Source organism: Brachybacterium sp. FME24, from assembly GCF_014897705.1.
In the GTDB taxonomy this organism is placed as follows: domain Bacteria; phylum Actinomycetota; class Actinomycetes; order Actinomycetales; family Dermabacteraceae; genus Brachybacterium.
Genome location: NZ_JABUXV010000002.1, coordinates 224,829 through 247,798, shown reverse-complemented (window position 1 = coordinate 247,798; position 22,970 = coordinate 224,829). Strand labels below are relative to the sequence as shown.

Annotated in this window: 19 protein-coding genes; 17 read left to right on the top strand and 2 right to left on the bottom strand. The window is 69.8% G+C overall.

The features are described from left to right. Positions 1-132: 132 nt before the first annotated feature. The gene (locus INT51_RS03150) at positions 133-867 is read left to right on the top strand and encodes a phosphatase PAP2 family protein (RefSeq protein ID WP_193103749.1); all 735 of its coding nucleotides are present in this window, start codon (positions 133-135) and stop codon (positions 865-867) included. A 211-nt stretch (positions 868-1,078) separates the two neighbouring features. Here the strand turns inward: INT51_RS03150 and INT51_RS03145 are convergent, their stop codons facing one another. Then, positions 1,079-2,023 (bottom strand): hypothetical protein, encoded by a 945-nt coding sequence (locus INT51_RS03145; protein ID WP_193103748.1) that lies wholly within the window; start codon positions 2,021-2,023, stop codon positions 1,079-1,081. A gap of 283 nt (positions 2,024-2,306) precedes the next feature. Between INT51_RS03145 and INT51_RS03140 the strand changes: the two genes are divergently transcribed. From INT51_RS03140 to INT51_RS03125, 4 genes are all read left to right on the top strand, one after another. After that, positions 2,307-3,311, top strand: a complete 1,005-nt coding sequence (locus INT51_RS03140; RefSeq protein WP_193103747.1) for a siderophore ABC transporter substrate-binding protein — start codon at positions 2,307-2,309, stop codon at positions 3,309-3,311. A 66-nt stretch (positions 3,312-3,377) separates the two neighbouring features. Beyond that, complete coding sequence (locus tag INT51_RS03135) at positions 3,378-4,379, top strand: ABC transporter permease (protein ID WP_193103746.1); 1,002 nt, start codon at positions 3,378-3,380, stop codon at positions 4,377-4,379. Next, positions 4,372-5,508, top strand: coding sequence for an iron chelate uptake ABC transporter family permease subunit (locus INT51_RS03130; protein WP_193103745.1), 1,137 nt, complete (start codon positions 4,372-4,374; stop codon positions 5,506-5,508). Before INT51_RS03135 ends, INT51_RS03130 begins: the two co-directional genes overlap by 8 nt. Beyond that, entirely contained in the window at positions 5,505-6,260 is a 756-nt protein-coding gene (locus tag INT51_RS03125; protein WP_193103744.1) for an ABC transporter ATP-binding protein, read from the top strand. Before INT51_RS03130 ends, INT51_RS03125 begins: the two co-directional genes overlap by 4 nt. A gap of 205 nt (positions 6,261-6,465) precedes the next feature. On the opposite strand, the gene INT51_RS03120 is transcribed toward INT51_RS03125, so the two are convergent. After that, the gene (locus tag INT51_RS03120) at positions 6,466-7,302 is read right to left on the bottom strand and encodes an aldo/keto reductase (protein WP_193103743.1); all 837 of its coding nucleotides are present in this window, start codon (positions 7,300-7,302) and stop codon (positions 6,466-6,468) included. A 115-nt stretch (positions 7,303-7,417) separates the two neighbouring features. On the opposite strand from INT51_RS03120, the gene INT51_RS03115 reads away from it, so the two are divergent. From INT51_RS03115 to INT51_RS03060, 12 genes are all read left to right on the top strand, one after another. Beyond that, positions 7,418-9,079: an LssY C-terminal domain-containing protein gene (locus INT51_RS03115; RefSeq protein ID WP_193103742.1), complete on the top strand. Its 1,662-nt coding sequence runs from the start codon at positions 7,418-7,420 to the stop codon at positions 9,077-9,079. 124 nt (positions 9,080-9,203) lie between these two features. Next, a complete protein-coding gene (locus INT51_RS03110) occupies positions 9,204-10,670 on the top strand; it encodes an APC family permease (RefSeq protein WP_193103741.1) in 1,467 nt (488 codons plus the stop codon). A gap of 82 nt (positions 10,671-10,752) precedes the next feature. After that, positions 10,753-11,166 carry a universal stress protein gene (locus tag INT51_RS03105; protein WP_193103740.1) on the top strand — a complete coding sequence of 138 codons (414 nt, stop codon included), beginning with the start codon at positions 10,753-10,755 and terminating at the stop codon, positions 11,164-11,166. 143 nt (positions 11,167-11,309) lie between these two features. Then, complete coding sequence (locus INT51_RS03100) at positions 11,310-13,910, top strand: alkaline phosphatase PhoX (RefSeq protein ID WP_193103739.1); 2,601 nt, start codon at positions 11,310-11,312, stop codon at positions 13,908-13,910. A gap of 256 nt (positions 13,911-14,166) precedes the next feature. After that, the gene (locus INT51_RS03095) at positions 14,167-17,289 is read left to right on the top strand and encodes a DUF4040 family protein (protein WP_193103738.1); all 3,123 of its coding nucleotides are present in this window, start codon (positions 14,167-14,169) and stop codon (positions 17,287-17,289) included. After that, the gene (locus INT51_RS03090) at positions 17,286-17,618 is read left to right on the top strand and encodes a sodium:proton antiporter (protein WP_193103737.1); all 333 of its coding nucleotides are present in this window, start codon (positions 17,286-17,288) and stop codon (positions 17,616-17,618) included. Before INT51_RS03095 ends, INT51_RS03090 begins: the two co-directional genes overlap by 4 nt. After that, complete coding sequence (locus INT51_RS03085; protein ID WP_193103736.1) at positions 17,615-19,156, top strand: monovalent cation/H+ antiporter subunit D family protein; 1,542 nt, start codon at positions 17,615-17,617, stop codon at positions 19,154-19,156. Before INT51_RS03090 ends, INT51_RS03085 begins: the two co-directional genes overlap by 4 nt. Next, the gene (locus INT51_RS03080; protein ID WP_193103735.1) at positions 19,153-19,635 is read left to right on the top strand and encodes a Na+/H+ antiporter subunit E; all 483 of its coding nucleotides are present in this window, start codon (positions 19,153-19,155) and stop codon (positions 19,633-19,635) included. The genes INT51_RS03085 and INT51_RS03080 overlap by 4 nt, the downstream gene beginning before the upstream one ends. Next, positions 19,632-19,892, top strand: a complete 261-nt coding sequence (locus tag INT51_RS03075) for a monovalent cation/H+ antiporter complex subunit F (protein ID WP_193103734.1) — start codon at positions 19,632-19,634, stop codon at positions 19,890-19,892. The genes INT51_RS03080 and INT51_RS03075 overlap by 4 nt, the downstream gene beginning before the upstream one ends. Next, positions 19,889-20,284 carry a monovalent cation/H(+) antiporter subunit G gene (locus INT51_RS03070; RefSeq protein WP_193103733.1) on the top strand — a complete coding sequence of 132 codons (396 nt, stop codon included), beginning with the start codon at positions 19,889-19,891 and terminating at the stop codon, positions 20,282-20,284. The genes INT51_RS03075 and INT51_RS03070 overlap by 4 nt, the downstream gene beginning before the upstream one ends. A 322-nt stretch (positions 20,285-20,606) precedes the next feature. Beyond that, positions 20,607-22,028 (top strand): MFS transporter, encoded by a 1,422-nt coding sequence (locus INT51_RS03065; protein WP_304502062.1) that lies wholly within the window; start codon positions 20,607-20,609, stop codon positions 22,026-22,028. A gap of 23 nt (positions 22,029-22,051) precedes the next feature. Next, complete coding sequence (locus INT51_RS03060) at positions 22,052-22,960, top strand: PhzF family phenazine biosynthesis protein (RefSeq protein ID WP_193103732.1); 909 nt, start codon at positions 22,052-22,054, stop codon at positions 22,958-22,960. Positions 22,961-22,970: the final 10 nt, after the last annotated feature.

Sequence of the window (22,970 nt, the reverse complement as noted above, 5' to 3'; positions counted from 1 at the left end):
CGGTCACCACTATGACGAACGGGGATCGCCCGGATCGACAGTTCGCGGCACCTTTCTCGAGACTGCTCCGTCGACCGCCGCGCCGCGTGCCCGCCCGCATCGTGGAGCGTTGCTGCAGTGGACACTTGGCCTGTGGACACACCGAGGCCTGACACCCCCGCGCGCAGAGTGATGCGCCCTCCTGCGCGCAGCGGGCCCCTCGGTGCTCGAGGAAAGGTCGTCCTGTCGATGCTGGGGGCAGTGGTCCTGACTGCGGTGCTCGGGCGCGTGCTCCTGGCGGTGCCCGCCGTCGGCGAGTTCGACCTGCGCCTCGTCGCCGCGGCGCATCGCGGGCTCGACGGCCCGGCGGCGTCGTGGGCACTCGGTATCGATGCCGCCTTCGGCCCGCTCGCGGCGGCCGTGCTCGCCGCTCTGGCGGCATTGGTGGGGGCCCTGCTGCGACGCAGCGTGTGGGCCGGGGTGCGCTCCGGGACCCTGGTCGCCGTGCCCTGGGGGATCGTCGAGGGGCTCAAGCTCCTCGTGCGGCGCCCTCGCCCCGAGATCGAATCGCTCCCGAACCAGCTCCTGCTGCCGCCGGGTTCCTTCAGCTTCCCCAGTGGGCACACCGCCTTCGCCGCCGCCTTCTGCGTCGCGATCCTGCTCTCGCTGCCCGCCGGCTGGGTCCGACGGGTCGGCATCGTGCTCGCCGTCCTCGTCACCGCGATGACGGCCTGGTCGCGGGTGGCGCTCGGGGTGCATCACCCCACCGATGTGCTGGCCTCGATGCTGCTGGCGCCGGTGCTGGGCCTACTGCTGGCTCGACTGCTCGATGCCACCGGGTCCTCGCCTCACCCGGACCCTCCCCGCACCCCGACCCCCGCCCCCTGACGCCGCGGGATGCCCGGGCTGTGGGGCGGCGAGACGGCGGGCCGGCGAGACGGCAGGGCTGCTGGATGGCCGGGCGGGGGCGATCGCGCCGGTCGATCTCGTCGGTGCGCGCAGCTGCCAGGCCCCCACGGTCTGCTCCTGCTCCTGCTACTGCGGGGAGATCCCCCGCCGTCGTGGATCGCGAGCTCCCCTCATCTCGCCGCCGCAAGGCTCATCCCGTCACCGCAAGGCTCTCGACCATCGCGTCGAGATCGGCGACCTGTCCGTCGAGCCCGGTCGCGGCGCCTCCGATGAAGGCGGCCGGGCCCTGGGGTGCGTCGACCACGATGACGACGAGATCCCAGGCGTCGGTGCTCTCGAAGACCTCGTTCTCGGCCAGCTGCACCGTCCCGCCGACGATCCAGGCGTCGTGCCCGTCGATGGTGATCTCCTCGTCGCGCAGGTCCTGCACCGTCAAGGGATCGCTGTAGAGATCCGTGACCATGTCGCGGGTGACATCGCACTGGAAGATGGTGCGGGCCGCCTCCTGGGCTCCCGGATACCCGCCCTCGTCCTCAGGGAACTCGACGCCGCCGACGGTCGCCACCGAGTGCCAGCCGGCCTCGACGTACTGGTCGGAGGTCGCGACATCGACCACGTACGAATCCTGCACACCCCAGTCGATGGCGCTTGACCAGCCCTCCTGCAGCTCGTACTCGATCCCGCCTCCGCGCACCGTCCCCTCGACCTGTGGAGTCCGCGAGGTGCCGTCGTGGAGGGTGCAGGGCCGCGTGGGGGCGGCGGTGATCGTGGGGGAGGCGCCTCCGAGCGGCTCCTCCTCCTGTCCGGGGACGTACTCCCCTGGCTGCTCCGAGGGGGACTCGGAGCCCTGGGTCGTGGGTCCCGTGCTCGGGTCCGACGCCGTGGGAGAGGCGACGGCGTTCCACAGCACCAGCGCCACCACGAGGATCAGCACCGCCAGCAGGCCGCAACCGCCGAGAAGGCTGAGGACCAGCCCCTTCCGCGGCCCGCCGGGCCGCCCTGTCGACGAGTCGCGCCCCTCGGGGTCGCGCGTCCTCGGGCCGCCCACCGCATCGCCGGCGCCGGAGCCGCCTCGGAAATCGGGCAGTGGCTCGACCGGACCACGCTCGCCAGGCCCCTCTTCTCGTGCATGCATCTCTGCTCCCCTCAGGATCCCCCGATCCTCGATCAGGGACAGACTACGGATCCGCAGGCCCCGAGATCGACCTGTTCCGACCGTTCAACACCGGGACCCAAGTCCCCCCAGGTGAGGCGCTGTAACAACCATCACAGCCATCTGGGCAATTAACGCAAGTCCTCAGTGGCGTAAAGACCAGAGGTGAGGCTAGCCTCAGTAGCGTCCCTGGCGCGTTGTCATTCGCGACGCCGACCGGCGATCTGTTCCGACCGACGTCAGACCCACGACAGAAGGCCTCTCCATGACCTCCCTCTCCCGTCGCCACTTCGGTGCCGCCTCCGCCGCCGGTGCGCTCGGCCTCGTCCTGACCGCCTGTGGCACGTCCACCGATGCCGCCGAGGGTGGTGCCTCCGACATCGGCGACGCCGCGGGCACGGTCGAGATCGAGGACAACAACGGCACCCACAGCGTCCAGACCCCTCCGGCGTCCGTCGTCGCGACCGACAACCGCACCTTCGAGACCCTCGAGTCCTGGGGCGTCACCCTCACCGCCGCGGCCCGTGCACTGATGCCCTCGACCAACTCCCTCAAGGACGACGAGTCGATCATCGACCTCGGCAACCACCGCGAACCCGACCTCGAGGCCGTCGTCGCCGCCGAGCCCACCTTGATCCTCAACGGCCAGCGCTTCGCCCAGTACCACGACGACTTCGTGAAGTACGCGCCCGAGGCGACCATCCTCGAGCTCGACCCCCGCGATGACCATCCCTTCGCCGAGGAGCTCGCGCGCCAGGTCACGGCGCTGGGGCAGATCTTCGCCAAGGAGGCCGAGGCCGAGGAGCTCGCCACCGGCCTCGACGCCGCCATGGAGCGCGTCAGTGCCGCCTACGACGGTTCCGCGACGGTGATGGCCGTCACCGTCTCCGGCGGCGAGATCGGCTACATCGCCCCCGGCGCCGGCCGCACCCTGGGTTGGACCTTCGACGCCTTCGGCTTCGTGCCGGCGCTCGAGGTCGAAGGCGCCAGCGACGACCACCAGGGCGACGACATCTCGGTGGAGGCGATCGCCAGCTCCAACCCCGACTGGATCCTGGTCATGGACCGCGATGCCGCCATCTCCGCCGACGACCCGGCCTACCAGAGCGCCGCCACGATCCTCGAGGCCTCCGAGGCGCTCGCCGGGGTCACCGCCGTCGCCGAGGGGAACATCGTCTACATGCCCGCGGATACGTACACCAATGAGTCCATCCAGACCTACACCGAGTACTTCGGGACCCTGGCCGACGCCCTCGAGGGCTCGGCCTGAGCCAGGTTCTGCCCCGCCGTCCCTGCCCCCGACGCCCCTCACTGATCCCCTTGCCCAGGTGACCTGATGCCCACTCCCTCCCTCGCCGCCGACGCGACCGCTGTGCGGCGGCGCGGCCGCGAACGCCTGCTCGACGGCAAGCTCGTGCTCGGCATCGTCCTGGTGGCGCTGCTGCTTCTCGCCTCATTGCTGACGGGGGTCTACGACATCTTCGGCGCCGAGGACGGCTCGGAGATGTTCGCCATCACCCGCGTGCCCCGCACCATCGCCCTCGTCCTGGCGGGCGCGGCGATGGCCATGTCGGGGCTGATCATGCAGTTGATGACCCAGAACCGCTTCGTGGAGCCGTCCACCACCGGCACCACCGAGTGGGCAGGTCTCGGCCTGATCCTGGTGATGATCATCAGTCCTCAGGCCGACCTCCTCACCCGCATGGTCGTTGCGATCTTCTTCTCCTTCGTCGGCACCATGGTGTTCTTCGCGTTCCTGCGTCGGGTCACCCTGCGCAGCTCGCTGATCGTCCCGATCATCGGGATCATGCTGGGCGCCGTCGTCGGTTCCATCTCCACCTTCGTGGCGCTCCAGTTCGACGCGCTGCAGAACCTCAGCGTGTGGTTCGCGGGCTCCTTCACCTCGGTGCTGCGGGGACAGTACGAGGTGCTGTGGATCGTGCTCCTGGTGGGCATCGCCGTCTTCTTCGTCGCTGACCGGCTCACCGTGGCCGGGCTCGGCGAGGACATCGCCACCAACGTGGGCGTCAACTACGGGCGGGTGCTGCTCCTGGGTACCGGCCTGGTCGCGATCGCCACCGGAGTGGTCACCGTGGTGGTCGGCAACCTGCCGTTCCTCGGGCTCATCGTGCCCAACGTGGTGTCGATGATCCGGGGCGATGACCTGCGCAGCAACCTGCCGTGGGTGTGCCTGCTCGGCATCGCCATCGTCACCGCCTGCGACCTCGTCAGCCGCACGATCATCATGCCGTTCGAGGTGCCGGTCTCCCTGATCCTCGGCATCCTCGGCGCGATCGTCTTCATCGCCCTCCTGCTGAGGCAGCGCCGCCATGGATGAGCTCAGCACGCGCAGCCCCGTGGGTCGGAGGCTCGGCGCCCCGGCCGAGAACGACCGGCTGGAGATCTCCACGGCGCCCACCGATACCGCGGAGGATCTCGGCACCCTCGGCGCGCCCCGTCGGCCGCGCGGAAGCTCCGGTGCCTTCGCCGACGCGCGGTCCCGCCGGCGCTACTGGATCGTGCTCGGGGTGCTGGTGGTGCTCGCCGCCGGCTTCGCGCTGGGCCTGCTCGCGGTCGGGAACCCGATGCCGGTGGGCAGTCGCGGCTTCTGGCTGATCGCGGAGCTGCGCACGACCTCGCTGGTCGTCATGGGGGTGGCCGCGTTCTGCCAGGCCACCGCCACGATCGCCTTCCAGACGGTGACGAACAACCGCATCATCACGCCCTCGATCATGGGCTTCGAGTCGTTGTACACGGCGATCCAGACCACCGCCGTGTACATGCTCGGAGCGGCCGGGGTGGTCGCCCTGCAGGGCACCGGCCAGTTCCTCCTGCAGGTCGCGGTGATGGTGGGGCTCTCGGTGCTGCTGTACGGCTGGCTGCTGCGCGGGAAGTACGCGAACCTGCAGGTGATGCTGCTGGTGGGCATCGTGCTCGGCGGGGGCCTGGGGTCCGTCTCGAGCTTCATGCAGCGCCTGCTCACCCCGAGCGAGTTCGACGTGCTCAGCGCGCGTCTGTTCGGCTCCGTCACCAACGCGAGCGTCGAGTACCTGCCCTACGCGATCCCACTGTGCGTGGTCGCCGGGGTGCTGATCTGGCTGAACGCCCGCACCCTCAACGTGATCTCGCTGGGCCGGGACGTGTGCATCAACGTCGGCATCGACCACGGCCGGCAGACCATCTACACCCTGGTGCTGGTCTCGGTGCTGATGGCGGTCTCCACCGCCCTGATCGGCCCCATGACGTTCTTCGGATTCCTGGTGGCGACGCTGACGTACCAGCTCGCGGGCACGCACGACCATCGGCTCCTGCTCCCGGTGGGCGTGCTGGTCGGCTTCGTCGTACTCGCCGGCGCGTACTTCGTCATGAACCACGTGTTCTACGCGCAGGGCGTCGTCTCCATCATCATCGAACTCGTCGGCGGGATCGTGTTCCTCGCCGTCATCATGCGAAAGGGGCGCCTGTGATCTCCATCGACGCGGTGCGCAAGAAGTATTCGTCCACAGTGGAGATCGGGCCGGTCACCCTCGACATCCCCTCCGGCGGGGTGACCGCCCTGGTGGGGCCCAACGGTGCCGGCAAGTCGACCCTGCTGACCATGGTGGGGCGCCTGCTGGGGATCGACGACGGCACGATCGAGGTCGCCGGGTACGACATCAGCTCGACCGCCTCGAAGGATCTCGCGAAGATCGTCTCGGTGCTGCGGCAGGAGAACCACTTCGTCACCCGGCTCACGGTGCGTCAGCTGGTGGGCTTCGGTCGCTTCCCCTATTCCAAGGGCCGGCTCACGCCGCTGGATGAGCAGAAGATCTCCGAGGCGATCGACTTCCTGCATCTGGACGAGCTCGAGGATCGCTACCTCGACCAGCTCTCCGGCGGCCAACGCCAGCGCGCCTACGTCGCCATGGTGCTCGCCCAGGACACCGAGTACGTGCTGCTGGACGAACCCCTGAACAACCTCGACATGCAGCACAGCGTGCAGATGATGGGCCGGCTGCGCGACGCGGCGCGCGAGCTGGGCCGCACCGTCGTGGTGGTGCTGCACGACATCAACTTCGCGGCCCACTACGCGGACCACATCATCGCCATGAAGGACGGCGGCGTGGTCGAGTCCGGGCCGGTCCCCGAGATCATGGTCGGCGAGGTGCTCACCCGCGTCTTCAACACCCCGGTGCAGGTCATCGACGGCCCCAACGGACGACTGGCCGTCTACTACTGACCCGATCCGCCTCCCGGCCCTGAGGAGGCGACGTGGAACGTGGGCCCGGCACCTGGGCTCTCGCTCTCACTCTCGCTCTCGCCGCCGTCGCCGACGCCGCGTCGCCCTCGGCGCCGGAAATGTGGGCGTACGACCGATGTGCGAGTTGGCATCGGTCGTACGCCCACATTTTCGCCCGGGCTCGGGCCCGGGCCCGGGGTGCGGCTCAGGCGGTCTTGGTGGCCGGGTCCGCGCCGCCGCGCCCGTCCGGACGGTCCAGCGTGTCGATCGCCGCGACCTCGTCGGCCGTGAGCTCCAGCTCGACGGCAGCGAGGTTCTCCACGATCCGCGAAGGCGTCACGGACTTCGGGATCGTCACGATGCCGTGCGCAAGGTGCCAGGCCAGCACCACCTGTGCCGCGGTCGCGCCGTGCGCCGCCGCGATATCGGTGATCACCGTGTTGTCCAGCAGGTCCGACTTGCCCTGACCGAGCGGGCCCCACGACTGCGTCGCGATCCCGTGCTGGGCGTGGACCGCGCGCAGCTCGCGCTGCTGGAAGTAGGGATGCAGCTCGATCTGGTGGATCGCCGGCACGACGCCGGTGGCGGCGATGATCTCCTCGAGCTCGGGCAGCGGATAGTTCGAGACGCCGATGGAGCGGACCAGTCCGCGCTTCTGCAGCTCGATGAGCGCCTGCCACGCCTCGACGTACGTCCCCTGGGCGGGCACGGCCCAGTGCACGAGGTAGAGGTCCAGGTAGTCCAGGCCGAGACGCTCGAGGGAGGCCTCGCAGGCGGCGATGGCGTCGTCGAAGCCCTGCGCGTCGTTCCACAGCTTGGTGGTGACGAACAGATCCTCGCGGGCGAGGCCGGAGGCCCGGATCGCACGTCCGACGCCCTCCTCGTTGCCGTAGATCTTCGCGGTGTCGACATGGCGGTAGCCGGCCTCGAGGGCCTGGGCGGTGACGTCGGCCGCGACGTCGTCGTCGACCTTGAAGACGCCGTAGCCGAGCTGGGGGATCTCGTGACCGTCATGGAAACGGACGTGGGGAACACTGGTCATCAGGTACTTCTCCTTCGAACGGGGGCCGGGCCACCTTAATCCCGCCCGGTGCGGCGCCCCTGGATCGTTCGCCTTACGATGGCCCCATGAGATCGCGGCGCCTGGGGCGCACCCGATGACGCCGATCCGCGCATCGCGGATGGCCCCCTTCGAGCGGCCCGTCCCCGACGAGTCGCCCGTCTACGACCATGCCCGCGGGCACACTGCCCGCGGCCGCCGGTTCGAGCTGTACTCCCTGCTGGACACGCTGTTCATCGCCGCGGGCGTGGTGGTCTCCGTCTGGCTCGCCCTGCTGTACCTGATCGAGGGCTTCTCCCTGACCCCGGTGCGGCTGCTGTACCTGGTCGGCTTCTGGCTCCTGCTCACGTACATCACGCTGCCGCGCCTGCACCAGCTGATGACCTGGATCTATCTGCCGGACTACTTCTTCGGTCGCACCCGCACCACCGAGGGGGTGCTCTCGGATCCCATCAACCTCGCCTTCGACGGCCCCGAGCGGGACCTGCATGTGGCGATGCGCCGTGCAGGCTGGGTGCTCGCCGAGGAGCGCACGCTGGCGTCGGCCTGGTCGATGGTCCGTTCCACGCTGCTGCGCCGGTCCTTTCCGGCCGCGCCCGTCTCCGACCTGTTCCTCATGGGCCGACGCCACGAGTTCACGTACCAGCAGGAGGTGGGCGGGACCACGACCAAACGCCACCACGTGCGGTTCTGGCGGATGCCCTCGGACTTCGTGCTGCCCGGCGGCTACCGCACCGACTGGCTCGCCGCCGGCACCTATGACCGCGCGGTCGGCTTCTCCTTCTTCACCCTGCAGATCACCCATCGCATCGACGAGAACATCGACGTCGAGCGCGACTATCTGATCGACACCGTGCGCTTCGCCGACCCCGAGATCCCGGTCGAGGTGATCAAGGAGTTCTCGACCGCGTATCACGATCGCAACGGGCAGGGCGACCGGTTCCACACCGACGGGCATCTGCCGGTGATCGACCTCGCCGGCGTCGCGGGCCGCTCCGACGGGGCGAGCGCGATGATGCTGCCCCGGCATCGGCCGACGGGGACCACGGTGATGAAGGCCCGCGCCCGCGCCGCAACCCAGTCGGCACTCGCCGCGGCCCGTATCACCAGCAGTGATGCCGACCGCGCGGCGCTCGGCGGCGAGCTCTCCGCGCAATGGCACGGCACGGTCGACGACTTCCACGAGATCGTCGCCCGCGCGGCCGATCACCACCTGCCGCCGCCGACGGTCGCCTTCACCGGCGCCCTCGTGCTGCTGCAGTCGTGCCTCGTGATCGCGCAGTGGCTGGGCCAGCTGCTGGGGGTGAACTTCTCGAACCTCTTCGCCGACGCCTCCCTGGTGCTGACCGAGGACGAGGGGATCATCCTGGCCTCCGTCTTCGCCGTGGTCCTGGTGCTGCTGCTGGTGGGAGTGCTGCGCCGCAGCCGGTGGGCCCGGATCGCGCTGATGGCACTGTTCACCGCCGACGCACTGGTCCGCCTGGTGGTGGCCACCTCGACGACGGGCGACGTCGCGCACTCCCTGCTGGTGGGTGCCGGGGCCTCCGCCCTCGGCGTGCTGGCGATCAGCTCCGACGCATCCCGGCAGTGGGTGCAGACGCTGCGCCTGACCTCCCGGGAGGCCGAGGCGGAGGAGCTCACGGGTCCCGAGGACCCTGACCCGCCACCCGGGCCCGCTCCCGTGGGGACGAGCAAGGGTCGTGACCAGCCGGATCAGCAGGATTCCGCCTCGGCGCGCTCGCCCGCCACGACCGTGTGAGGGCGGAGACGACGGAGTAGAGTGCGCGCACAGTCGCCCACGGGTTCCCTGGGCAAGGGTGCTCCTCGCGAGCACGTTGCCGCCCTGAGCGCACTGCACGTCCCATCGTCCCGGGAGGATTCCCATGAGCGAGCCGCACGAGGCCGCCCCCACGGCACCCGAAGGCTCCGGCCCTCCGGCAGCTGCGTCGGATCAGCCGGAGCTGAAGAAGGCGATCACGCCCAAGCTCCTGCTGCTGTTCATCGTCGGCGACATCCTGGGCACCGGCGTGTACGCCCTGACCGGCAAGGTCGCCGGTGAGGTCGGCGGCGCCGGGTGGTTGCCGATCATCATCGCCTTCTCGGTGGCGATGGTCTCCGCGCTGTCCTACGTCGAGATGGTCACCAAGTATCCGCAGGCGGCGGGCGCGGCGCTGTACGTCCACAAGGCGTTCGGGATCCACTTCCTGACCTTCATGGTCACGTTCGCCGTGCTGTCCTCGGGCATCACCTCGGCCTCGACCAGCTCGATCTTCCTCGCGGAGAACTTCCTGAAGGCCTTCCAGCTCGAGGAATCCCTCGGCGATGCCGCCGGAGGCACCGCCACCGCCATCGCCCTGGTGTTCCTGGCCCTGGTCGCCGTGATCAACATGTACGGCGTCTCGGAGTCCGTGAAGGCCAACGTGGTGCTCACGCTGATCGAACTGTCCGGTCTCACCCTCGTGATCCTGGTGGCCTTCTTCGCGATCGCGAAGGGTCAGGCCGACTTCTCCCGCGTGATCCTCTTCGAGACGGCGGGGGAGAAGAGCCTGTTCATGGCGGTCATCAGTGCGACCGCGCTCGCCTTCTTCTCGATGGTCGGCTTCGAGGACTCCGTGAACATGGCCGAGGAGACCGTCGACCCGGTCAAGAACTTCCCGCGAGCGCTCATCGGCGGCCTGTCCGTCACCGGGCTGGTCTACGTGCTGATCTCGGTGCTCGCCGTGGCGGTGGTCCCGATCGGCCAGCTCACGGAGGCGACCACCCCGCTGCTGACGGTGGTCGAGGTCGGTGCCCCGGGCATCCCGATCGACACGATCTTCGCCTTCATCTCGATCTTCGCGGTGGCCAACACCGTGCTGATCAACATGATGATGGCCTCCCGCCTGCTCTACGGCATGTCCAAGCAGGGCGTGCTGCCCGGGTTCCTGCGCGGGGTCCTCCCCACCCGCCGCACCCCGTGGGTCGGCGTCCTGTTCTCCACCGGTCTCGCCATCGCGCTGGTGCTCACAGTGCGCTTCGTGCTCGCCGAGGGCACGATCTCGGCGCTCGGCGGCACCACTGCCCTGCTGCTGCTGGCCGTGTTCGGCCTGGTGAACGTCGCAGTGCTGGTACTGCGCAAGGACAAGGTCGACGCGCGGCACTTCCGGACCCCGACGGTGCTGCCGGTGATCGGTGCGCTCACGTCCTTCGCACTGATCACCCCGATCGCGCAGCCCACCCAGAACTACGTGATCGCCGGTGGTCTGCTCGGGATCGGCCTGGTGCTATACATCATCACCTGGTTCTACAACAGTGCGGTCCGCGCCCGGCGCACGCGCTTCCGCCACCCAGACGATCTGGGTCGGCAGTGAACCGCCGGAGCGTCGAGCTCGGGCCGCGCAGCGCGCGCCGCATCCCGTCCCTTCCCATCGATCGTCCACCCAGGGAGATGCCATGACCACCATCCTGCTGGCCTACGTCCCGAGCGCCACCAGCGAGGCCGCGCTCGACTTCGCCGTCGCGGAGGCCCACCGGCGCGACGCCAAGCTCCTCGTGCTGGCCTCCGAGCGGGCACCGGATCCGCGCAAGGCGCGCGGCGTGCTCGACCAGCGTTCCCTGACGGAACGACTGGCGGAGACCGGCCTGGAGCATGAGCTGCGCACCGTCCCCAAGCGGGACGACCCGGCGGACGACATCCTCGATGCCATCGACTCCGATCCCGTCGACCTGGTGGTCCTCGGCATCCGTCGGCGCACCCCGATCGGGAAGATCCTGCTCGGCTCGACGTCGCAGCGCATCGCGATCGAGTCGCCCGTGCCGGTGGTGCTCGTCAAGCCCGACACCTTCGTGGCCCCCGCCAGGCCCTGACCCCGGGCGTCCCGCGTCTGCAGTGCACTGTTCATCCCGTCTTTGCCTGGGGGAGGGCCCCGCCTCACTTCGCTGTTGCATCGTCGTCTCGACTCCGCCGCCGAGGCGGCGAGACCCCGACGGACAGCAAAGGACGCCCACCCATGGCCCTGATCGATCTCCCCCTGCTCATGAAGGACGCCGCGCGCGGCAAGCGCTCGTCGGTGACCTGTGCGCTGAAGTGCGCCAACCAGTGCGCCTTCGGTCCGTGCAACCACTCCGACAACCCGACCTTCCGGGACATCGCCTCCTCCGCGCTGTCGCGCCGCACCATGCTCGGCGGCACCGGCGGCGCGATCGCGATCGCGCTGGCCGGCACGCAGGGAGCGGTCGCCGCCCCCGGGGCCCCGGTCCCCGCACTGGGCCCCGTCCCCGCACTCGCGCCCAGCGGCACCTCGCTGGACTTCACAGCGATCGCTCCGGTCGACTTCGAGACCGACGAGTTCACGGTCCCCGAGGGCTTCGACTGGCACCCGGTGATCCGATGGGGCGATCCGCTGTTCGACGACGCCCCGGACTTCGACTGGAACGCCCAGAGCGCTGACGCCCAGAAGCTCCAGTTCGGCTACAACAACGACTACACGGAGATCCAGGAGATCCCGGAGTCCGACGGCAAGCGCGCCGTGATGTTCGTGAACCACGAGTACACGAACGAGAACATCATGCTGCCCACGGGCACCGACGAGGACGAGGCCCTCGAGATCGGCATGGCCGCCCACGGGCTCACCGTCGTCGAGCTCGAGCGCGCCAGCTCGACCAAGCCCTACGCCTACGTCCAGGGCGCGGAGCTGAACCGCCGCATCCTGCTGGACAGCCCCTTCACGCTCACCGGCCCCGCCGCCGGCAGCGACCTGGTGAAGACCGTCGAGGATCCCGAGGGCACGACCGTACTGGGCACCCTCGGCAACTGCGCCGGCGGCCTCACCCCCTGGGGCACGCTGCTCTCCGGCGAGGAGAACTTCCACGGCTACTTCCGCTCCGCCGGCACCTCCGAGGCGGAGCAGCGCTACGGCCTGGCCGATTCGGCGACCGCCCGCGGCTGGGAGACGAAGTACGACCGCTACGACGCCCGTACCGAGGGCTACGAGAACGAGCCCAACCGATTCGGCTGGATCGTCGAGGTCGACCCGTGGGATCCGGAATCCACCCCGCGCAAGCACACCTCGCTGGGTCGCTTCAAGCACGAGGGCGCGAACGTGATCCTCGGCGAGGACGGCCGCGCCGTGGCCTACTCCGGCGACGACGAGGTCTTCGACTACCTCTACAAGTTCGTCTCCCGCGACACCTACGTCGAGGGCGACACCGCGCACAACATGACCCTGCTGGAGAACGGCGACCTGTACGTCGCGAAGTTCACCGGCAACTCCCCGGCCGGCGAGATCGACGGCTCCGGCGCGGTCCCCGTCGACGGTGCCTTCGACGGCACCGGCGAGTGGCTCCCGCTGGTCGTCGGCGGCGAGTCGAAGGTCCCCGGCTTCACGGTCGAGCAGGTCCTGGTCACCACCCGCCTCGCGGCCGACGCCGTCGGCCCCACCAAGATGGATCGCTGCGAGGACGTCGAGCCCTCGCTGCTGACCCGCCGCGTGTACGTGGCCTGCACCAACAACTCCGGGCGCGGCACCGAGGGCAAGGCCCCGGCGGACGAGATGAACCCGCGCGCCGAGAACCGCGACGGCCACGTCGTCGAGATCGACGAGCAGGGCGACCAGAGCTCCACCACCTTCGCGTGGAACCTGCTGATGGTCTGCGGCGACCCGGCGCAGGGTGACCAGACCTACTTCTCGGGCTTCCCGGTGGACCAGGTCTCGCCGATCTCCTGCCCGGACAACCTGGCCTTCGACACGGTGGGCAACCTGTGGATCTCCACCGACGGCGCCCCCTCCGGCATCGGCTACAACGACGGCCTGTTCCGCGTGACGCTCGAGGGCGACGCCCGCGGCCGCGTCGAGCAGTTCCTGTCGGTCCCGCGCGACGGGGAGACCTGCGGCCCGATCATCCGCGACCAGGACCGCACCGCCTTCGTGGCGGTGCAGCACCCGGGCGAGGACGGCGAGTGGGGAGCGCACACCTCCCACTTCCCCGACTTCGACGGCCAGGGCCCCAAGCCCTCGGTCATCCAGGTCCTGCCCCGTGTCGTGGAGCACCCGTTCTCGGACATGGGCCCGGGGATGGAGCACTACGAGTCGGTCCTGTGGGCCTACGAGAACGGCATCGCCAAGGGCTACAAGGATGGCACCTTCCGCCCGGTGCAGCCGGTGAACCGCGACGCCATGGCCGCCTTCCTGCACCGTCTGGCCGGCTCCCCGGAGGTCACTCCTCCGCGCAGCGAGCCGTTCCGGGACGTCAAGCGCGGCCAGGAGCACTACGACGCGATCATCTGGGCTTACCAGCAGGGCATCACCACCGGCTGGAGCGATCGCACCTTCCGTCCCACCCAGCCGATCGCCCGGGACGCGATGGCGGCGTTCGTGTACCGCTACGCCGGCTCGCCCGACGCGCCGACGCCGACCGAGCGGCCCTTCGCGGACGTCCCGCTGTCGAACCTGTACGCCACGGAGATCGCCTGGCTGAAGTCCGAGGAGATCTCGAAGGGCTGGGCCGACGGCACCTACCGTCCGCTGAACCCGATGAACCGCGACGCCACCGCGGCATTCCTCTACCGCATGCGCGAGGAGCAGCAGATCACCTTCATGATGGGCGGCTGATCAGCTGACGGTGAGGACGCGACGGCTCTGCCGGGCCGAGAAGCAGGGCCGTCGCGGGCACCGTCGAGCGTGATCTTGGGCATAGAAGCAGGGGATCTGGCCTCGCTCCGGCACCGGAGCGAGGCTAGTTTCTTCTCGCGCATGCGCGCGAGGCGGTCGCTCGCTCGGGGCGCAGGACCGAGTTGGGCAGTAACCGGGATCTGGCTAGAATCCTGGGCATGACCCGCCTCAACACCACCGCCCTCTCCGGGCCGGGGTGCTGACGGTGTCGGTGCTGTGGACTCTGCTGATCCTCGTCGCGACGGTCGCGATCACGCCGGTCCTGGACCGCGCTCTCGGCCGCTCCGCGTGCTGGATCCTCGCTGCGCTGTATCTCGTGGCCACCGCTGCCCTCGTGCCGGCGGCCGCCGCTGTTCTCGGAGGCTCCACGGAGCCTGCGGCCACGACGTTCTCCGTGCCCTGGGCCCCGCAGTGGGGCATCGACTTCGCCCTGCGGGCGGACGGCATCGGGATCGTGTTCGCGATGATCGCCCTGGTCATCGGGGCTGTGGTGCTGGCCTACTCGGCGCGCTACCTGGATCCCGGGCGCCAGCTCAGCTTCTCCCTGGTGATGGCCCTGTTCACCGCGTCGATGGTGGGTCTCGTCCTCGCCGATGACCTGGTGCTGCTGTTCATCACCTGGGAACTGACCTCGATCGCCTCCTTCCTCCTGATCGCCCGCTCCGGACGAGGCGGCCAGGCCGCCTCGATGCGGACCCTGCTGATCACGTTCCTGGGCGGTCTCGCCCTGCTGATCGCGGTCTCGCTGATGATCCTCCGCCTCGGCACCTCCTCGGTGAGCGAGGTGCTGGCCGCCGATGTCTGGTCCGAGGATCCGGCGTTCACCACGCTGGTCGCCGTGCTGGTCGCGGTCGCGGCCTGCACGAAGTCCGCCCAGTTCCCCTTCCACGTCTGGCTGCCCGATGCGATGGCCGCGGCGACTCCGGTCTCCGCCTATCTGCATGCCGCCGCCGTCGTGAAGGCCGGCATCTTCCTGCTGCTGCGCTTCAGCCCGGCGTTCCACGATGTGCTGGCCTGGAACGTTCTGCTGATCACCGCCGGTCTCGTCACCGCCTTCGTCGGCGGGTTCCTGGCCCTGCAGCAGCTCGACCTCAAGAAGCTCATGGCCTATTCGACGGTCAGCCAGCTGGGCCTGATCGTCACCCTGATCGGCGTGGGGACCGAGGCTGCGATCCTTGCTGCGGTGCTGCACACCATCGCGCACGCCCTGTTCAAATCCGGGCTGTTCATGATGGTCGGAGTGATCGACCACGCGGTGCATACCCGCGAACTGCGCCGGATGCCCGCCCTCGTGCGGGCTCTGCCCGGCAGCTTCGTCGTGACGCTGCTGGGTTGCATGTCCATGGCGGGTCTGCCGCCGATGCTCGGCTTCATCTCCAAGGAGGCCCTCCTGACGGGGGCCCTGGAGATCGAGGGCGCTGCCTGGGTCGGATGGGTGGTCGCCCTCGGCATTGCGGGTGCCAGCGTGCTCACCTTCGCCTATTGCGCGAAGATCGTGCTCGGGGTCTTCGTGGACGGCCGCGACGAGGACCTGCTGTCCCGTATCGACGCCGACGCCGACGCCGACGCCGACGCCGATGCCGCGCAGGCCCAGGACCGGGGCCCGCAGGCCTCGCCTCGCACGGACCGGACCGGCGCCCTGAAGGACGCACGGGACGCCCACCGCCCCGCGCCGCTGCTGCTGTGGCCCGCCGCCCTGCCGATCCTCGCCGGTCTCCCGTTGGCGCTCGTCGTCGGCGTGCTGGACACTCCGGTGGCTCGTGCGATCGACGCGGCCCTCGGCGGTGAGCACCACCCCCACCTCGCGCTCTGGCACGGTCTGACCGTGGAACTGGGGCTCACGGTGGGCGTGGTCGTGCTCGGTGTGCTGATCGCGCTGGGTCGCCGCCGGGTGCTGCCGCCCCTGGAGGCGAACCCGTTCCCCGTCGATGGTGCCCGGATCCTGTCGGCTGTGGATCGTCTGGCCCGGCGCCTCGCGCTCCTGCTCGTGCGGCCCATCGCCAGCGACGACCCGATGCGCCACCTCGCCGTCATCCTGGGTGCGTTCGCCGCCGTCGTGCTGGCGGCCCTGGCGGTCCTGGCCGGAGATCTCGCGCCGTCGGCCCCGGGCCTCAACGCCCCGATCGACGCCGTGATCCTGGTGCTGATGCTCGCCGCGGTCGTCGTGGTCTGCACGCGGCGCGACCGGCTCGGCGCGGCCGTCGCCCTCTCGGCGGTGGGGATCCTCGCCACCGTGCAGATCCTCGCGCTCGGTGCTCCGGACGTCGCGCTCACCCAGCTGCTGGTGGAGTCGCTGACGATCATCATCATCATGCTCGTGCTGCAGCGCCTTCCGAGGCGCTTCGATTCCCCCGAACGCCCCGGACGCCGGGGAGCGCTGCCCCTCGCAGTGCTCGTGGGACTCGCCGCCGGTGCAGGCATGTACATGTTCATGGGTCGACGTGGCCGCAGCGACGTCGCCGAGCACTACATCGCGCACGCCGAGGAGATCACCGGCGGCCACAACATCGTCAACGTCATCCTGGTGGAGTTCCGCGCCCTGGACACGCTCGGGGAGCTGTCCGTGCTCGGCATGGCGGGCGTCGCCATCGTCGCCGTGCTCTCCAGCGTTCGGAACGTGTTCATCGACCCGACCGCAGAGCAAGGGAGCACGTCCGAGAGCGGGAGCGAGGACGAGGCCGACGCAGTGCCGGCCCTGCGGGGGGAGGGGACCTCGGCCCACCGCGCGATCACCAGCGCCTGGGGCAATGCCGCTGCACTGCAGCTGATGGTGCGGGTCACCGCTCCGATCCTCGCGATCATCTCGATCATGCTCTTCCTGCGAGGGCACAATGCACCGGGCGGCGGCTTCATCGCCGCACTCGTCGGCTCCGCGATCGTCGCCCTGATGTACCTCTCCTCCTCGACGGACCGCCAGATCGGGCCACCCCGGATGCCGCTGTTCCTCATCGGGGGCGGCATCGTGGTGGCGCTCGGCGCCGGAGCCATCGGCTTCCTCCGGGAGGGCTTCCTCGAGCCGCTGCACGGCTACGTGCTGGGCATCCACCTGTCGACCTCGATGATCTTCGACCTCGGGGTGTACCTCGCGGTCCTGGGCCTGGTCATGGTGGCGGTGAACCTGCTCGGTGTGGGGGCCGCCACCGGGTCCGTTCCCCCGGGCGAGAGCACCCGGGAGCGGACCGATGAGGCCGTCGAGGGCGAGCTGCCCGGTCCGCTGGACACCACCCGAGGCGAGGCGGCACCTCCTCGGCGCCGGGTCGGGGTCGGCACCTCCCACCTGACCGCGGGGACGAAACCGAAGGAGATCGGTCGCCGATGATCCTCAGCCTGACTGTGGCCGTCCTCGTCACCGGCGGCGTCTACCTGCTGCTGCAACGCAGCATGGTCCGTGCGGTGTTCGGGATGACGCTGCTCAGCCACGCCGCGAACTTCGTCCTGCTCGCGTCGGGCGTGCCGGGATGGCGCGCTGAGCCGCTCACCGATCTCTCCGCCCGTGCCGACATGGCCGATCCCCTGCCGCAGGCCTTCGTGCTCACGGCGATCGTCATCACCATGGCGGTCACCATCTTCATGCTGACCCTCGCCGTGATCGGCCGGGACGACGACATGTCACGCCACCCCGCAACCGGGGAGAGCCGAGACTCATGATCCCTTCCGTGCCGCCGTCCTTGCTGCCGCTCTTCGTGGTGATCCCCCTGCTCGGGGCTGCCGCGCTGCTGCTCGTGCGCCGTCGTGAGGTCGAGACCACGGTCATGATCGGCGCGCCGATCGTCGTGGGGATCGGCGCCCTCTGGCTGCTGGTCCATCACCGCACCGAACCGGTGGTCTCCCACGCCGTCGGCGGCTTCTCCGACGTGCTCGCCATCCCCTTCGTCTCAGATTCCCTGAGCGCGGTGATGTTGCTGGTCACGGCGGTCTCGACGCTCGCTGCGAGCGCCTTCCTCGTGCTCACGGGCGAGTCCCGCTATCGGTTCGCACCGCCGTTGGTGCTGCTGCTGAGCGCCGGCGTGAACGGTGCCCTGCTCACCGGTGACCTCTTCAACCTGTTCGTGTGGGTCGAGGTCATGCTGATGCCGTCCTACGCACTGATCGCTCTGACCGGCACCTGGCGGCGCCTTGGCATCGGCCGCCTGTTCGTCCTGGTCAACCTGCTCACCTCGACGGTGCTGCTGATCGGTGTCGGTTTCGTCTACGGCACAGCGGGCACCGTGAACCTCGCCTCGCTCGCCGGCGCCGGCAGCGAGGACCCGGCGACGGCCGCGGCACTGGCCGTGGTCCTCCTCGCGCTGGCGGTGAAGGCCGGCATGGTGCCGGTCCATTCGTGGCTGCCGCGCGCCTATCCGGGCACGTCCGCCGGGATCATGGCGCTGTTCTCCGCGCTGCACACCAAGGTCGCGCTGTATGCGATCTACCGCATCGTCGCGGTGACCTTCTCCGACGGATTGCCGTTCTTGCTGGTCCTCGCGGTGCTGGTGCTGGTCACCATCATGGTGGGCGCGTTCTCCACGGCAAGTGCCACCCGGGTGCGGACGGCGATGGGCCACCAGATGGTCGCCGGGGTGGGCCACATCCTGCTCGGCCTGGTGCTGTTCACCCAGCTCTCCGTCACCGCCGGCATCCTGTACCTGATCCACCATGTGATCACCATGTCCGCCCTGCTGCTGACCACCGGCGCGATCGAGCACACCTACGGCTCCGGCCGCTTGGAGCAGCTGTCGGGCCTGGCCCGACGCGACCCCTGGGTGGTCGCGGTCCTGGCGCTGGGCCTGTTCAGCCTCGTCGGCCTGCCACCCACCTCGGGCCTGTGGGGCAAGGTGGGTCTGCTGCGAGCCTCCGCGGAGCAGGCGACGCTCGGCGACGCCGTGCTGGGCTGGGCGGCGATCCTCGTCGTGATCCTCGCGTCGGTGGGCTCGCTGCTGGGCCTGCAGCGCGTGTGGCGCGGCATGGCATGGGGTGAGGACATGACCACCTACCGCCCCGACGATCCACGCACCGGCCGCGGCGACCCCGTGCCCCTCCCGGACGATGTGCGCGTCCCGCGGCGGCTGGCCATGCCCGGAGCGGTGATGATGGCGCTGTCACTCGCGATGTTCCTCGGCATCGGTGCGGTGCTGCCGACGATCGACCTCGCGGCGACGGACCTGCTGGACGTCGACGCCTACGTGGAGGCGGTGGTCGGCCGATGAGACGCCTGTGGAACACGATCACCTACGTCCTGTGGATCCTGGTGGAGATCATCAAGGGCTCCCTCGAGGTGGCCAGGGGCGTCTACAGCCCTGGCACCCGCAGTTCTCCGGCGATCGTCGAGTACCCCCTGCGGGCGACCACCGACGTCGAGATCGTCGCGATGGCCTCCTCGATCACGATCACGCCGGGCACGCTGGTGGTGGGCATCGCCCACGGCACCCTCGAGGAGGACTGCAGCCTGTTCGTGCACGTGCTGTTCGCCGAGTCGCGGGACCAGGTCATCGCCGATCTGCGCGAGATGGAGGAGCGACTGCTGCGCGCGACGCGAGGACACAGCGGAGCGGACGCCGGCCTGCAGCCCCGCGGAGGACGGGACGACGGCGAGTTGTTCGCGGACGGCCTCGCCGCCCGGAAGGTGCATGAGCACGGTCGGGATGCGCAGCCCGGCCACCCCACCACCTCGGAGGAGGAACGATGAGCGTCGTCATATGGGTGACCGTCGGCCTGCTCGGTGCGACGATCCTGGTAGGCCTCTTCCGCGTGGCCACCGCCCCGGATGCTGCCAGCCGGGCCGTCGTCGGCGACCTCGTGTTCTTCTGCGGAGTCGGCCTGATCGTGCTGGTAGGGCTGCTCAATGCCTCCGCCGCCGCCGTGGACGCGGCCCTGATCGCCTCGGTGCTGGGGATCCTCGCCACCGTGGCGCTCGCCCGGATCCTCACCAGGGGGCGTCGATGATCGCCGTGCTCGACGTCGCTCTGATGGTTCTCATCGCCGTGCTCCTGGTGGGCGGGGCGTTCTGGATGCTCACCGCTGCCCTGTCGATGTTCCACGCCCGCGACTCGCTCAGCCGCATCAATGTGCTCTCCCCGGCCACCGGGCTGGGGCTGCCCATGATCGTCGTGGGGGCGTTCCTGGAGCATCTCCGGGTCGACGGGTTCGCCACGGGACTGCTGCTCAAGACGGTGATCACGGTGCTCGCGCTCGTCATCGTCTCCTCGGTCGCCTCGAACGTGTTGGCCCGCGCCGCCTACCTCTCGGGGGCCCCGGTGGATCCCAGGACGGCGCCGCAGGATCTCGAGCGGGCCCCCGGCGAGGGCGAGCAGGTTCCGCACCGCGACGACCACTGAGCGCGGGCGCCCCGGCAGAATGGACGACGGGTCGACCGAGCGACCTACCGGGTGGTCATATGTGACCGCGATCCCGGCGTGACCAGTACGGATGTAATGGTGGACGGATCCCCACGTGGCGGAGCGACGAGGATCTGCGTACCGTGAGCGTGTTTTTGGGCGGAACGCGCTGCTGGTCGACGCGTCGACCCTCCGCGCCCGCCGATCGCCCGATGACCATCCGTCATCGGCCGCTTCCGGAGTATCGGGCGCCTCCTCGCGCCGCCGGGAGCGCCGCCACAGCGTGCCTGAGCACGTGCGTGAAGAACGGGAAGTTCCGTCCGTGACGACGCAGACCACCACCGCCCCTGATTCCGGGGCTCCCTCGGGCACCGCCTTCGAGGATCTCCCTCCCCGCCGGACCATCCGTCAGGCCGTCGCGGCCTCCGCGATGGGCAACGCCACCGAGTGGTACGACTACGGCGCGTACGCCGTGGTCGCCACCTACATCGCGGCCCACTTCTTCCCCTCGGGCTCCGAAGGACTGTTCTGGACCTACGCCTTCCTCGCGATCTCCTTCATCGCCCGCCCCTTCGGGGGATTCATCTGGGGGCCGCTCGGCGACCGCCTGGGCCGTAAGCACGTGCTCGCCCTGACGATCATCCTGATGTCCGCGGCGACCTTCCTCATCGGGGTGCTGCCGACGTACGAGCAGGTAGGCATCCTCGCCCCGATCCTGCTGGCGGTGCTGCGCCTCGTGCAGGGCTTCTCCACCGGCGGCGAGTACGGGGGCGCGGCGACCTTCATGGCCGAGTACGCGCCGGACAAGCGCCGCGGTCTCTACGGCAGCTTCCTCGAATTCGGCACCCTGGGCGGCTTCGCCCTGGGCACCATCGTGGTGCTGGTCCTGCAGCTGAGCATCGGCGAGGACGCCATGGCGGCCTGGGGCTGGCGCGTGCCGTTCTTCGTCGCGGGCCCGCTCGGCATCATCGGCCTCTACCTGCGGTCCCGTCTCGACGAGACCCCGGTGTTCCAGGACCTCGAGGAGGCCGGCGAGTCGGAGGAGACCGCCACGGGCGGCCTGCGCGACCTGATCGTGAAGTACTGGAAGCCGATCCTCGTGATGGCCGGCCTCGTGGTCCCGCTGAACATCGCGAACTACACGCTGCTGACCTACATGCCCGGTTATCTCGAGACCAAGATCCACCTCACCCCGAACGAGTCCCTGATGGTGATCCTCATCGGCGAGGTGGCGATGATGGCGGTGATCCCGTTCTGCGGATCCCTGTCGGATCGGATCGGCCGCAAGAAGCTGTGGTGGTTCTCCATGGTGGGCCTGTTCGTGATGGCCCTGCCGATGTACACGCTGATGGGACAGAGCTTCGGCCTGGCGATCCTGGGCTTCGCGGTGCTGGGCCTGCTGTACATCCCGCAGCTGTCCACGATCTCCGCGACCTTCCCGGCGATGTTCCCGGCGCATGTGCGCTTCGCGGGCTTCGCCGTCACGTACAACGTGTTCACCTCGATCTTCGGCGGCACGGCCGCGCCGCTGAACGAGAAGGTCATCAGCGCCACCGGATTCCTCGAGTTCCCGGCGGTCTACGTGATGCTCGGCTGCGTGGTCGGGATGGTCGCGCTGCTGTTCCTCAAGGAGACCGCCGGTGCGTCCCTGCACGGCACCGACATCCCGGAGTCCGAACCCCAGGACTACGGTCTGGAGGCCATGCAGGCAGAGGACCAGGCGCTCGACGACGCCGGTCGCTGAGCGACCGGTGCGAGGATGACCGCATGTCTCCCGCCCCGCCCGTCTCCCGCCGCTTCGCCCAGCTCGACGTCTTCGCCGATCGCCCCCAGCGCGGGAATCCTCTGGCCGTCGTGCTCGACGCCGAGGGGATCGACGACGAGACCATGCAGCGCGTGGCGCGCTGGACGAACCTCTCGGAGACCACGTTCCTGCTGCCCCCGACGTCGGCCGACGCCGACTACCGGGTACGGATCTTCACCCCGTCGGGCGAACTGCCCTTCGCCGGCCATCCCACGCTCGGCACCGCGCGCGCCTGGCTGTCCGCCGGTGGGGAGCCCTCGGGGGAGCGGATCGTGCAGGAGTGCGCGGCGGGGCTCATCACGGTGCGCCAGGACGGGGACCGGCTCGCCTTCGCCGCCCCACCCCTTCTCCGCGACGGGCCCCTCGAGGAGGCCGACGTCGTCCAGCTCGCGAAGGCGCTCGGGGTGCAGCGCTCCTCGGTCCGCGGGCACACCTGGGCCGACAATGGCCCGGGCTGGCGCGTGCTCGAGCTGGAATCCGCCGAGCAGGTCCTGTCGCTGTGCCCCGACCTGGCGGGGATGACGGAGGCGAAGCTCGGTGTCGTCGGCCGTCACGGCCCGGCGGGCACCACCGACGGCCCGGACAATAGGACCGACGGGTCGGTCGACGGGACCGGCGGGACCACCGCCGGCCCGCTCTACGAGGTCCGCGCCTTCACCCTCGGCGGCCTCGAGGACCCCGTCACCGGCAGCCTGAACGCGGGCATCGCCCAATGGATGGTGGGCCGCGAGCCGATGCCCGCGCGGTGGACCGCCGCGCAGGGCACGGTGCTGGACCGCGAGGGTCGCATCGACGTGCAGGTCGAGGCCGACGGCACGATCTGGATCGGCGGCGCGACCGTGCTCACTGTGGAGGGCTCGATCCTGGTGTGACCCGTCGACG